Here is a 13,029-nt window from a genome sequence, read left to right as displayed (position 1 = left end):
TTAAGATCCTGTCTATGAATCTGCCCTGAGTGTGCCTATGAATGGAATCCAGAAGAAGAGCGTTTAGAAAGAGAAGCCGCGCGTGTTAAGGACGTGAATGGTGTTGTATTGGAAAGCGGCGATAAAGTTACCTTCATTAAAGATCTAAAAATTAAAGGCAGTTCTAGCGTATTGAAAATTGGTACTAAAGCTGTGATTCGACGCATCAATGAAGGCAAAGATCACCAACTAGATTGCAAGCTGGATGGTGGCGGTGAAATGCTGGTTACGGCGAAGTACGTTAAGAAGCAGTAACCATTGTTTCAAATAATTGTCGTAAATCTTCAATAAGTTTAAGTCGCTTCTCGACATACTTATTCGCATATTAAAACGCAATAATTTTAGAGAATTAAGATGATTAGAGAGTACAACCCAGCTGATATTGAGGTCGTTTTAGATATTTGGTTAACCGCCTCGATCAAGGCGCATGACTTTGTGGCTCCTGAGTTCTGGGAGTCTCAAGTAGGTAATATGCGCGACATATACATTCCTGCATCAATAACTTACGTGTATCAAGTAGACGGTGAGGTTTGTGGCTTTTATTCGCTTTATGAAGGTATCTTAGCGGCGATATTTGTGAGCCCACAGCATCAAGGCTGTGGTGTTGGTAAGCAACTTATCCAACACGCGAAGCTTGAATGCCCGAATCTGTCTTTGAATGTGTATAAAGAGAACCAAGCGACCATTGAGTTCTACTTGTCTCAAGGTTTCTCTATTGTGAGCGAACAAACTGATGAGCACACAGGACATCAAGAATACACCATGCACTTATCTTAAGCTTGATAACTAAACCCGGTAGAAAAGTAACAGGAATCAACATCATATGGACATGGTTAAAGCTGCTCTTTCGCATTCAACAAGAGCTGCTCAGTCATCAGATTATGAATTTCTGTTTGAGCTCAAGAAAGCCGCTGAGTTTGAACCGATCAAAGCCGTATTTGGCTGGGATGAGCAAATTCAACGAGATATACACGCCGAAGAGTGGGCAGAAGAACGACCTGAAATCATTGAATATCAAGGCAAGGCGATTGGCAGTGTGTTGTTGCAAGACAAAGGCGAACACTTCTATTTTTGCCGATTCTTCTTACTGCCTGATTATCATGGAAAGGGCATTGGTAGCCAAGTACTGAAAGATTGCTTAACTAAGGCTGACAGCCTCAATAAACCCGTCGAACTTTGTTACCTAAAAGGTAATCGAGTTGGGGAGTTGTACTTGAGGTTTGGCTTTGAAATCACCTCTCAGAACGAGCAGTTTGTCTATATGTGGCGTAAATAGACACTCATTCAAAATGATCACACCGTGTCGGTAACTTGATAGGCACCTGACACTTATCTAACGTAAAACCTTGTAAAGCTCCCTATGCTTGATGACTAAGCGATTACACTTAGAAAAGATCGAGCGTAAGGGAGTGTGCAATGAATTATTACCCGACTTCAAAAATCGTGGGTGAACAAAGGTTTGGCTTTGGGCCAAAACTAGGTCAAACAACCTATTATTCTCCTGTAGAACAGTTGGATAAAAAGCCATTCGTTCACCAAGCTATACAAGACTTACCGAGTACTGAATCTACTCTGATTAAAGTAGGAGAGAATCGTGTACAACGAATGAAGGCCAAGGGTGACGAACAACAGATGCAAGCCACGAAGAAAGAAGCGCAGTCTTTTCTTCGAACGCAGTATCGACAACAAGCTCAAGCTCGCCACCTACAAAGTGTTGAAACTCCTTATGGTTTTCAAGAGCGCATCATTCAGTTTTGGAGCAATCACTTCGCCATCTCGGTCGATAATCGAAAACTGATGCCCTTGGCCGCCAGCATTGAAAACGATGTGGTTCGCCAGCATTGGAATGGTAACTTTGGCGAGATGCTGATGGCTTCTTCTAAACATCCTGCGATGCTTCTGTATCTCGATAATCAACTCTCGATTGGTCCCAATTCAAAAGTCGGAAAGCGCCGTAATAAGGGGCTCAATGAGAACCTCGCTCGTGAGATCTTAGAACTCCACACTCTTGGCGTTGACGGTTCTTATACTCAGCAAGATGTTATTGCTTTAGCAAAAGGCATTTCAGGCTGGGGCATTAAATTCAAATCTCCTGATGCTGGTTTTCGATTCGCTAATAATCTGCATGAGCCAGGAAGTATCACACTGCTTGGAAAGTCCTATTCTCAATCCGGGTTCTCGCAAGGAGAGTCGTGTTTAAAAACCTTAGCGACCCACAAAGACACTGCTGCGCACTTGGTTGATAAGCTTTGCCAGCATTTCATTGGCGACATATCTAAAGAACTCTCAGAGCAAATGGTTGCTGAATATCTGAAAGGCGAGGGAGATTTACTGCCTATCTATCGCTTGTTATTGAACAGCGCTGAGGCGAGTAAACCTAACCCTAATCGTTTTAGACCGCCGAAGGAGTGGCTGTTTGCCGTTCTTCGTAGTGCCGATATTTCTTTAAACGAGAAACAGGCATTCAATGCACTCAACAATTTAGGGCAGCCTCCTTTTAAACCGGGTTCACCTGCAGGCTGGTCGGATCAAGACAGAGACTACAATAGCCCTTCGGCGTTGACTCAACGTATGCAAGTTGCGAATAGGCTTGCGTCTGCTGCAATAAAATCGGCTAAAGCGTCAGGAGTTAAGCCGAAAGCGGTAGTGGATAAAGTGATCGCGGGTTTATATGGCGATGCTATTGATGAACACACCCAAATTGTATTGAACAAAGCCGACAGCGCTGCAATGCAACTTTCCCTGTTGTGGCTAAGTCCGCAGTTTCAATATCGTTAGGAGTGGGTATGAAAAAGTCAGATTGTTCTCAGAATAAAGCGCCACATAGTATTAACCGCCGCCAGTTCATGGGTATTGCGGCGGCTGTTGGCGTCAGTGCGATGCTGCCATTTCCAAGCTTTGCCAAAACAGGTTCAGACAATATCTTCATTTGGGTATCACTGCGTGGCGCGATGGATGGTTTAAATGTTGTAGTGCCGCATGCCGATCCGGATTACTCTAATTTGAGACCCAACATCGGATTAAAACCTGAACAGCTAGTGAAGTTGGATGATTTCTTTGGGCTTCACCCATCCCTAAAGCAATGCCATCAATGGTATGAGAGTAACGAACTCAGCTTTGTACACGCTTGTTCAACCGCTTATCGCGAGCGCTCACATTTTGATGGACAGAAGATATTGGAGAATGGCACTTCCGACCCGTTTAACACCGTAGGGTGGATTAACCGTTTACTCACGTTGAGCTCAGAAAAATACGATGGAATAGCGATTGATTCGGGCTTACCACTCATCATGCAGGGCGAATCGACCGTTGCAAGTTGGTACCCAAACCGCTTAAAAACACGTGATAAACAAACGGAACTGCTGGAAGAGTTGTTTCAAAGTGACCAAATGCTGTCTTCAAACTTTGAAAGTGTCATGAAGATAGATCAACTGGTAGGCGACCAAGGTGTCGGCAAACAGTTTAAATCATTGATGGGTAAAACAGGCGACATATTGTCGGCTGATAACGGACCAAACATCGCAGCGTTAGAACTCGGTGGGTGGGACACTCACGCCAATCAAGGCAACGTAAATGGACGGTTGAGTAATCAGCTTAAAACTTTGGATGTTGGGTTAGCGGCTCTCAAAGCTTCACTAGGTGATCGTTGGCAGAAGACAGTGATCATCGCGGCCAGTGAATTTGGTCGAACAGCAAAAGAAAACGGCACCAAAGGCACCGACCATGGCACTGGCAACGTCATGTTTGTTGCGGGTGGTGCGCTGCCATCGTTGAAAGGAGCGGGTGGTAAGGTTATTACCAATTGGCCGGGCTTGAGCCAAAGCCAGCTATATGAAGGCCGAGACCTTAGTCCAACGACTGATATGCGTTCGGTTATCAAGGGTGTGCTCAACCGACATTTATCGATAGAAGTGAAACAACTCAACGCTATCTTCCCTGATAGTGCCGATATTAGACCGATGAATCTTGTTTAGAGTTTTACCAAGACCCAGTTAGATGCGATTCAGTCGTTTGAATCGCTCTCTATTTGTGACTCGCTTGTTTACGATTTAATCGCCAACAGTGCTCCGAACGTCACTAAGCCAAATCCACATGCTTGATTAAGCCTTTTCTTTGCTCTCAATAGACGCTTTTGCAATGTATTCGAAGTAAACAGCATAGCGACAACGCCAAACCATAAACCGTGAAGAACGATCATGTAAAGCCCATAGCCGAGCGCGACATGCTGGTTTTCTGCATCAGGTGAGATGACTTGGCTGAAGATGCTCAAAAAGAACAACATGGTTTTTGGGTTGATCACGTTACATAAGAAGCCTTGGGCTAAATAGCGCCAAACACTGGTGCTTTGCTTTGCATCTTCCATCGGTGCAAGCTTGTTGTCCGCACTCAAGATACCTTTTAGCCCTAGATAAATAAGGTAGGTTGCACCTGCGTATCTAATCATGTCAAACAGCTGCTCATTCTGTGAGATTAAGTAACTGATCCCAAGCATTGAATAACTGATGTGAGCACAAATCGCTAAACTCACACCGATTGCAGTCCAAATCCCTGCTTGTCTTCCTTGGTTGACACTGTTTTTCAAAACTAAAACGAAATCAGCGCCTGGGCTGATAACAATCAATAGTCCCAATACTGCTAGGATTAACCACTCCATAATGACTCCAACTCTTTATATTTGATGAGCCAGCATTGTATGGTTTTTTATTGCTGCCTATAATCGAAATGACTTCCACCTATCTGTGAGAAAAAATCACACATGAGACATTTGAAAGCATTTCATATTTTCCACGTAGCAGCGCATTCGAGTAGTTACAGTGAAGCGGCGGATAAACTCAATATCACACATGGCGCGGTGAGTAAGCAGATCAAGGTATTGGAAAATCACTTATCCCAAGTTTTGTTCTACAAACAGGGCAGGAATGTGTGTCTCACCAAAGAAGGGGAATTACTCAAAGGTTACACAGAGCAAGCGTTCCAAGCCTTGGAGACTGGAGTCCATAAGCTTAATCAGCTGAATCATCAAGCGTTGGAAGTTTCATGCGAACCCACATTGACCATGCGTTGGTTAATGCCTCGACTCGGTGATTTCTATAACGAATCCGGAATTGATGTTCGATTGTCGACTGCTGGTGGGCCTGTGAACTTGAATGCGACAGGGCTCGATATGGCGATTCGCCGAGATGACTTTAAATTAACCGAGCGTTACGAACAGATACCACTAGTTGAAGAGTGGGTAGGCCCTGTGTGTTCCCCGGGTTATTGGCAGCAGGTAAAAGATAACTTAGATGATGTGAAATTACTGCACAGCAGTACACGGCCAGGTGCTTGGAGTCATTGGGGTGCTATCACTATAGATAAAGTTAATGGTGGAGAGTGGTCAAAAGCTCGAGCGAACCAAACATTTGCACACTTCTACTTTTGCTTTCAGGCGGCTGTCGATGGGTTAGGCATAGCGCTTGGGTCTTATCCACTTGTCGCCGACGATCTTGAAAGAGGTAACTTGATCGCGCCGTTTGGCTTCGTACCTTCTGGTCACCAGTACATATTGCTCACGCAAGATAGCAACCATGAAGAGCCAGAAAGCCCGTTTGTTGTTTGGCTGAAGAATGAGTTATCGCAGTGTGTTCCAACTTTATAGGAACGACATCCGACCTAGAAGTGTGCTTGTCTTATGTCAGGCTCTAGTTCGTTGTTGTGGAAATCACTCAATAGGCAAAGACAGCACGCCACCATTGAGTTCGACTTGTTTTAGCCATTCGGTTGGAATTTCGCCATCTCCTTCGTAGAAACACGCCGCTAATACCGCGCCAATTACAATCGCACGACCGCAGCTGTCACCACCACATAAGATGTTGTCGCGAATGCCTTGTTGATAACTCTGAGCACCTGCAATAATGCGAATCAGCAAGGGGAACGCGGCACTCAGTTCACAATGCAATCCAAACTTCTTCGCGGCATCTGTTATTGAAAGCTCAGGCGCTGAGAGGGCTTCATCGATTTGATCGTGTATAAACTTGCTGCAGGTTTGTCGTACCATCTCTACTGATTGTAATGGTGAATTGCCTTGTATCGCGGCTTGAATCAGTAGGGTGATGGCTTGTGCCCACTCTACCGCTTTATCATTATTATTAGTGACTCGTACCGCACTCTCTACCATTGCCGGTAAGGTGTGAGAGGTGTAAGTACACGCCACTAAAGGAATTAGCTTTGAAACAGCAGGTAGCTGGGTGTCATCAGCGCCACAGGCTGTGATTGGAGCTTCTGTTAGCTCTAGTTTATGTATGTTCAGCAAGCTCATACGAGTCGCTTTATCAATGTAACCTTGCCAACTGCCACCAAAATCAAACCAGAAACGGAAGTGCTTAATGTAACTCGCTTCGTCGTAGTGTTGATTATCGGCTAGGCTATCGACCATCGCCAATAACTGAGCACCGTATTGTGATTGGTCGCCAGCGGTTTTACCTTGGTGGGCGAAGTAGCCTTTGTCTTGATAATCGAACTGGTTTGGTGAGCGAAATTCTGGTTCAAAACCCGCCACGTGCAAGATCCTCTCTTGGTCATACAACCAATGCAGCCCCATGGAAGCGGCGTCTCCAACCAATGCGCCAACAACGGCGTAAAAAGCTCTTTCTTTATGATTGTCCATGCTGAGTGAAGTCCTTGAGAAGATCCAATGGAATTTGATACTTCAAGTATAGTGACTAAATGATGGGTTTGCTGTGTTTCAGTAGAGAGTTTTCAAGCAATTAATCCTGATTGGTCAATGAGTTAAACCAATCAGGGTAAGTGGATGAATATTATGACTTAGGTGGCTATGTTGACATCTAACAGACGCTTGAATACACGTCTAAATAAACAATGACACTAGCGGTTAAGGTAAACACTCGAGCGTTGTTCAATGACTTTGAAAATACGTGAAAGGGTGAAACATAACGCGAAGTAAACCGCACCAACAATCAGCCAGATCTCGAAGATCAAACCGGAAGAGTTCGCCATTTCAGTGCCAACAAATGTCATCTCTTGAATCGAAATCAGGGATACAATCGAGGTATCTTTTACTAGAGAAATTGCCTGACCTGCTAAAGGCGGTGTGATGGCCGTTAATACTTGCGGGCCAACCACAAATCGATACTTAGACAACGCCGATAAGCCGAGTGAATCGGCCGCTTCCCATTGCCCTTTAGGAATACTTTCTAAGCCAGCTCGAATCACTTCTGCGATGTAAGCCGAAGAGAGCAAACCAATACAGATAACACCAGACGCCAAGTTTTCCCAAAGGTTAGCAGGACCAAACAGAAAGGCTTGAACAGCGTTAATATCGCCGTTGTGTTCACGCAAGATACTTTCTAAACCAAGTAATGGAATCAGTTGGTTTGAAACGAAAAAATAGAATATGAAGACAAACACCAGCGGCGGAATATTTCGAACCAACTGGATAAAAATCAGTGCAGGGGTACGAAAGAAAGTGATTTTAGAGTGCCTTGCAACGCCAAGTAATGTACCAAAAGAGAGTGCTAACACCATACTCCAAACACTCAAGCGCAGTGTCGCGATCAAGCCTTGGAAAAAGTAAGGAATATTGCCTTGAGAAGGCGGAATGAAAATCAGGGTAAACGCATCTTCCCAGCGCCACTGGTAGTTAATACCAACAGCGGAACGATAATAAAGCCAGCCTGCAAACACACAAATGACAGCTAGTAACACGCCATCTAAAAGGTTAAGGCGTTGATACCAAGGCTTCATATGAACGTTGGGCTTAGGTGTTGTTAATGCGCTAGTACTACTCACGTCATTCCTGTTTAAACGATAATAATTGATGTGTTGTGAGAGGTGGCTATGAGGTCATAGCTATCTCGTTGTTTTTAACAAGGCAGCGCAAACAATGCACTGCCTCGATTCACTAGCAAAAGTTCTGATTACTGACCTTGAGCAATCTGGTCTTGCCAATCTAGAGTAGAGAACCAGTACTCGTAACGCTCTTTCAACCAACCGTCTTCAGTACGTGCTTTGATCCACTCGTTGAAGAATTCTGTCTTGTCAGTTTCACCTAGGCGAACTGCAAATGCTTCATTACCTTTTGATAGGCGTTCTTCGAATGGAATAAATAGCGTGTCTGCGTTTTTAATCGCTTCGTGTTCTGGTTTCGGGCTAGACGCGATAACCGCGTGTGCGTTGCCGTTTAATACTTCTTGGAATGCTTGAGCATCGTCATCGAACTGTAGAACTTTCGCTTTAGGGAAGGTTTCACGAGCTACTTGCACTGTGAATGCACCACGACGCGCTGCAATTTTTACACGGCGAGAATCAAAATCAGAGATTTGTGTAAAACCTTCTGCTAGCTCTTTATTCGCTGCCAGTTGAACGCCAGAGTGCGAGTAAGGTTCAGTGAACAATACGCTTTTAGCGCGAGCTTCAGTGATAGACATACCGCCAATGATTACATCAAACTTGTTCGAAAGTAGAGAAGGAATAATGCCATCCCATGCCGTCGGTACGAATTCAACTTTCCAGCCAGAATCTTCAGCAAGACGTTTTGCTACATCGATTTCAAAGCCAACAAGATCGCCTTGTTTGTTACGCATCGCCCAAGGAACAAATGTCGACATACCAACGCGTAGAGAGCCACGTTCGTTTATTTTGTCTAGGTTAGGCGTTTCAGAAGCAAGTGCAGGCAAACTGACGGCAAGCGCAAGTAGGGCTGTAATTGCGGTTTTAAATAGCTTCATGCTGATAAATCCTTATTGTGTTCGCCAGTTAGCTCCGAGCTTATGCTCAAGCCAAGCTGCAACGGCAGAAAGTGAAAGTGTAAGTGCAAGGTAAATGATCGCCACAGAGAACCAAATCTCAAATGGCATCGCGGTTTCAGAAACTATGTTTCTGGCTTCGGTTGTTAGGTCAAAGATAGCCATGACACTCACAATTGAAGAGTTTTTAATAAGAGAGATCACTTCATTGGTCAAAGGTGGCAAGGTGCGTTGCACCACCTGAGGAAGAATCACATCCCAGTAAGTATAGGTCTTTGATAAGCCCAAGGATTGAGCTGCTTCAAATTGTCCTCTCGCAATACCATTTAAACCAGCACGAAATATCTCGGCGGTGTAAGCGCCTTGGAAAAGTGCCAAGGCTAAAACGGCAGTGCTAAAACGATCCAGCCCTAATACGGGGCCAAATACAAAATAGAGCAAATAAATTTGTACTAATAACGGCGTGTTACGAATCAACTCAACATAGCTGGTGGCTAAGGTGCGTCCAACCACCGAATTGGAGTTTCGCAATAGGGCTGTGGTTAAGCCAATCACCAGCGTTGCAACCAAAGAAATCAGAGAGATATTGATGGTAACCAGTAGCCCTTCAACTAACTCTGCAGGCCACCATTCGCCATCTTCATAGAAAGCAATATAGTCCGGCACGCGCTCCCATTGCCAGCTGTATCCCATGGTTTGTGCGCCAGAATCGAGAATCCAGACAACAGCGGCCACTAGTACAACAATTTGTATTAGAGCGGAAAGGGCTGGTTTAATAATTCGAATCAACATCAATAAGTCAGGATCTGATTTAGGAACGCTTGAGTACGTTCATGTTGAGGGTTTTCAAAGAGCGCTTGTGGGGTATTCGATTCCACAATTTGTCCTTCATCCATGAAGATAACGCGGTCGGCCACTTGTTTTGCAAAGCCCATTTCGTGGGTCACACACACCATAGTGATGCCTTCGCTCGCCAGTTCAACCATCACATCGAGCACTTCGTTGATCATCTCCGGATCAAGCGCTGAAGTGGGTTCGTCAAACAAGAGTAATTCCGGCTTCATACACAGGGAACGGGCGATAGCCACGCGTTGTTGCTGACCGCCAGAAAGTTGCACTGGGTATTTGTTGGCTTGTTCTGCAATGTGCACACGCTCGAGATAGTGCATTGCTATTTTTTCGGCTTCTTGTTTGCTTTTTTTAAGCGTACGAATTGGAGAAAGAGTAAGGTTCTCAAGCACGGTAAGATGGGGGAATAAATGAAAGTGCTGAAACACCATTCCGACTTGGCCCGGTGTGTTGAACTTACCCGGGAGTACTTTTTCTAGCACGGAAAGTTCGCCACTTTCGAAAGGTTCTAGCTGATTGATACAACGGATCAAGGTTGATTTACCCGAACCAGACGGCCCGCAAATCACCACTATCTCTCCTTGTTCAATATTTAAATCGATATCCTTTAGGGCATGAAAATCACCATACCACTTGTTAAGTGACTTAAACTTAACCATTTCCTTGAGATTGTTCAAATCGTTGTTCATACCTAGTAAAGAGACAGGTTTACCTTAACAATATAGAAATATGATTGCACATAAAATTAGGGACTTATGAGAATTTAATAGCATCTTGTAGGGCAAATTAAAAAGCAGCGCCCAAAATGAACGCTGCTTCTGTTGTACGAAAGAAAAAAGTAATGGGTTCAGTCAGATGTGAAAATTCATCGTTGTATGACCAATATCTTTACTTTCTCTCTATTTTCCCGATTCTTAGTGAATCGCAGACTCTAGAATCTCACGTGTTTTCTCTGGCGTGATTGCTTGGTTCTCACCAAGTTGTAGGTAGCCGTGTGATTCAAGTTGAGCAACAACATTGTCAATCGCCGTTGCTTTGTTTGTTTCGTAGCCGTCGAACATGGTTGCTACGTCTAGGCTGTGGTAGAACGCTTCGATTGCAGCGATTGTGCGTTCTGCTAAATCAGCACCCGCTTCTAAGCCAAATACGTTACGACCCATTTGCTCTAGCTTGCCACGTTTCGCTTCGATTTGGTTACGAAGTAGTGAAGGTTGAACAATCGCAAGCGAACGTGCGTGGTCTACGTGCCATAGTGCAGTGAATTCGTGGCCAATCATGTGAGTTGCCCAATCTTGAGGAACACCTGTACCAATCAGGCCGTTAAGCGCTTGGTTTGCTGTCCACATTAGGTTTGCACGCCATGCATCGTTGTCACGCTCGTCGTATTGCTTACCCAGTACAAGTAGGTTCTTAAGCAGTGTTTCTGCGTAACCGTCTTGAACCATTGCGTCTGTTGGCATCGTGATGTATTGCTCACATACGTGAACCCACGCATCAACTAATCCGTTGATCAGCTGGCGCTCAGGTAGAGACTTCATTACATCTGGGTCCATAACCGCAAACTTAGGCTGTACTGCAGGGTTCATGAATGCCAGTTTCTCTTGAGTCGCTTTACGCGTGATTACCGCACCCATGTTAGATTCAGAACCTGTCGCAGGAAGTGTCAGTACCGCACCGATTGGCGTCGCTTCAGTTACTTGGTGTTTGCCCGTTAGGATGTCCCAACCGTCGCCGTCATATTTAGCCGCTGCAGCAACGTACTTAGAGCCGTCGATTACTGAACCACCGCCAACAGCGATAATGAATTCTACGTTTTCTTCTTTAACAAGAGCGACTGCTTTGTCTAGCGTCTCTTTGGTAGGGTTTGCTTCAACGCCAGAGAACTCGATCCAAGAGTGATCTTTCAAAGATTCTACAACTTGGTCGTAAACACCGTTGCTCTTGATTGAACCGCCACCATAGATGACCAGTACTTTCTTCGAAGTATCAACCGCTTGGCTGATAGCGTTGATTTGGCCTTGGCCGAAATGGATAACAGTAGGGTTAACGTAAGTAAATTGCATCAGAGATTCCTTGTGTAAAGCGAAATTTGTTATTTTGGTTTATTGCTCAATTTCTATATTTGCATATTAGTACAGTAATCTAGGTCAATGAAGAGCTGTTCCTCCAAATAAATTGCCTATTTCTACAAACTTGATATTCTTCCTCTGCTTTAGCTTACTTACTCTTAGCACTTAGAATGGAAAGTCGCCACTTATGAAAACACTCGCTCAGTTATTACAGTCTTATGTAGAACACAAAGGTTGGGATGATCTCGAAGGGATCAGAGAAACTGAAATTAGCGGCGTGTGGTTGTATAGAAGTAGTGGCGGGAATCAGCGTCAGCCATTTACTTACCAGTCTGGCATTATCATGCTCGGACAGGGTAAAAAGAACATCTACATTGGCGAAAGGCCAGTGACTTACGCTGCAGGTGATTATCTTGTGGTGGGTGTGCCAATGCCGTTAGAGTGCGAAGCCTTGCCTGTTAATGGTGAACCATTGCTTGGCTTGTCGATTAGCATTGATTCTCAACGCTTGCATAGCTTAGTCAAAAAGCTCGAAGATCAAGGCTTCTTAGAGAGCTACTGCAACAAGCACAAACAGAACTCGAGTGGCTTAGAATCGACGCCAATGGAAGAGCAAATGCTAGAGAGCTTTACCCGATTGGTGAAAACGCTGCATTGCGACATTGAGGCCAACATATTGGGCGATGCCATGGTAACGGAGATTGTCTACCGCGCATTAACCGGTTCAGAAGGGCGTGTGCTGTTTGATTTAGCTCATCATGATGGCCATTACGCACGTGTTGCCAAAGCGCTGTCTAAAGTGCATGAAGAGTACGACCAAACCATCACCGTTCAATCGCTTGCTGACGAAGCCAACATGAGCGTGTCTGCCTTCCACAATGCATTCCGTAATGTCACCTTTGAATCACCTCTTCAATACTTGAAAAAGGTTAGACTCAACAAAGCGAAAGAGCTGATTCAACTAGAAGGCCTTCGTATTAGTGATGCTGCACGTCGAGTCGGTTACTCCAGCCCATCTCAATTTAGCCGCGAATTTAAGCGCCACTTCAATACTACTCCAAGAGCGGTTTAGTTCTTCTTTCAACGAAACTATGTGTTGAGAGCTATAATGCCAAAAGCTATGGTGACGATTGCTCATATTTGTTGAATTATATGAGTAAATGTATCTAATCATAGGCATTGTTAGATTGTAGGTATTTGATTCTCGAATATATTATTAACGTACTTATATAAAATAAGCTCTCGAAAATAATTAATTAAATAGCCTAAGAGTTTATGCACAGGTATAGGGGAGAAACTCACTAACTTAGCTATTAACGAAGTTTTAG

The 13,029-nt window shown here is 44.5% G+C and carries 14 protein-coding genes; 7 read left to right on the top strand and 7 right to left on the bottom strand.

Annotated elements, in window-relative coordinates:
- Window positions 1-18 precede the first annotated feature (18 nt).
- The 5 genes from AB4161_RS04635 to AB4161_RS04615 all read left to right on the top strand — a co-directional run bounded on the left by AB4161_RS04635 (window position 19) and on the right by AB4161_RS04615 (window position 4,013).
- A complete protein-coding gene (locus AB4161_RS04635; RefSeq protein WP_372082886.1) occupies window positions 19-294 on the top strand; it encodes a zinc ribbon domain-containing protein YjdM in 276 nt (91 codons plus the stop codon).
- A gap of 99 nt (window positions 295-393) precedes the next feature.
- Complete coding sequence (locus tag AB4161_RS04630) at window positions 394-816, top strand: N-acetyltransferase (protein WP_017067098.1); 423 nt, start codon at window positions 394-396, stop codon at window positions 814-816.
- Window positions 817-862: 46 nt separating this feature from the next.
- Complete coding sequence (locus AB4161_RS04625) at window positions 863-1,315, top strand: GNAT family N-acetyltransferase (RefSeq protein ID WP_372082883.1); 453 nt, start codon at window positions 863-865, stop codon at window positions 1,313-1,315.
- Between the two features lie 140 nt (window positions 1,316-1,455).
- Window positions 1,456-2,817, top strand: a complete 1,362-nt coding sequence (locus AB4161_RS04620) for a DUF1800 family protein (RefSeq protein ID WP_372082882.1) — start codon at window positions 1,456-1,458, stop codon at window positions 2,815-2,817.
- An 8-nt stretch (window positions 2,818-2,825) separates the two neighbouring features.
- Window positions 2,826-4,013, top strand: coding sequence for a DUF1501 domain-containing protein (locus AB4161_RS04615; RefSeq protein ID WP_102333476.1), 1,188 nt, complete (start codon window positions 2,826-2,828; stop codon window positions 4,011-4,013).
- Window positions 4,014-4,081: 68 nt separating this feature from the next.
- Here the strand turns inward: AB4161_RS04615 and AB4161_RS04610 are convergent, their stop codons facing one another.
- Window positions 4,082-4,693 carry a LysE family translocator gene (locus AB4161_RS04610; protein WP_372082881.1) on the bottom strand — a complete coding sequence of 204 codons (612 nt, stop codon included), beginning with the start codon at window positions 4,691-4,693 and terminating at the stop codon, window positions 4,082-4,084.
- Window positions 4,694-4,795: 102 nt separating this feature from the next.
- Here AB4161_RS04610 and AB4161_RS04605 point away from each other — a divergent pair, with 102 nt between their 5' ends.
- Window positions 4,796-5,677, top strand: a complete 882-nt coding sequence (locus tag AB4161_RS04605; protein ID WP_017062668.1) for a LysR substrate-binding domain-containing protein — start codon at window positions 4,796-4,798, stop codon at window positions 5,675-5,677.
- Between the two features lie 63 nt (window positions 5,678-5,740).
- Here AB4161_RS04605 and AB4161_RS04600 read toward each other — a convergent pair whose 3' ends face one another.
- From AB4161_RS04600 to AB4161_RS04575, 6 genes are all read right to left on the bottom strand, one after another.
- Window positions 5,741-6,685: an ADP-ribosylglycohydrolase family protein gene (locus AB4161_RS04600; RefSeq protein WP_372082880.1), complete on the bottom strand. Its 945-nt coding sequence runs from the start codon at window positions 6,683-6,685 to the stop codon at window positions 5,741-5,743.
- A 218-nt stretch (window positions 6,686-6,903) separates the two neighbouring features.
- Window positions 6,904-7,827 (bottom strand): amino acid ABC transporter permease, encoded by a 924-nt coding sequence (locus AB4161_RS04595; RefSeq protein ID WP_372082879.1) that lies wholly within the window; start codon window positions 7,825-7,827, stop codon window positions 6,904-6,906.
- A gap of 128 nt (window positions 7,828-7,955) precedes the next feature.
- Window positions 7,956-8,765: a transporter substrate-binding domain-containing protein gene (locus AB4161_RS04590; RefSeq protein WP_017067595.1), complete on the bottom strand. Its 810-nt coding sequence runs from the start codon at window positions 8,763-8,765 to the stop codon at window positions 7,956-7,958.
- Window positions 8,766-8,777: 12 nt separating this feature from the next.
- Window positions 8,778-9,575, bottom strand: coding sequence for an amino acid ABC transporter permease (locus tag AB4161_RS04585; RefSeq protein ID WP_102320751.1), 798 nt, complete (start codon window positions 9,573-9,575; stop codon window positions 8,778-8,780).
- Complete coding sequence (locus AB4161_RS04580) at window positions 9,575-10,321, bottom strand: amino acid ABC transporter ATP-binding protein (RefSeq protein ID WP_065583924.1); 747 nt, start codon at window positions 10,319-10,321, stop codon at window positions 9,575-9,577. The genes AB4161_RS04585 and AB4161_RS04580 overlap by 1 nt, the downstream gene beginning before the upstream one ends.
- Before the next feature lie 225 nt (window positions 10,322-10,546).
- Window positions 10,547-11,695 (bottom strand): iron-containing alcohol dehydrogenase, encoded by a 1,149-nt coding sequence (locus AB4161_RS04575; RefSeq protein WP_017062662.1) that lies wholly within the window; start codon window positions 11,693-11,695, stop codon window positions 10,547-10,549.
- A 193-nt stretch (window positions 11,696-11,888) separates the two neighbouring features.
- On the opposite strand from AB4161_RS04575, the gene AB4161_RS04570 reads away from it, so the two are divergent.
- Window positions 11,889-12,773 (top strand): AraC family transcriptional regulator, encoded by an 885-nt coding sequence (locus tag AB4161_RS04570; protein WP_017067592.1) that lies wholly within the window; start codon window positions 11,889-11,891, stop codon window positions 12,771-12,773.
- Window positions 12,774-13,029: the final 256 nt, after the last annotated feature.

Source organism: Vibrio sp. 10N.286.51.E5 (assembly GCF_041469125.1).
Classification (GTDB): domain Bacteria; phylum Pseudomonadota; class Gammaproteobacteria; order Enterobacterales; family Vibrionaceae; genus Vibrio; species Vibrio crassostreae_C.
Note: the sequence above shows the minus strand (reverse complement) of the source record. Positions and strands in the feature narration are given on the sequence as shown.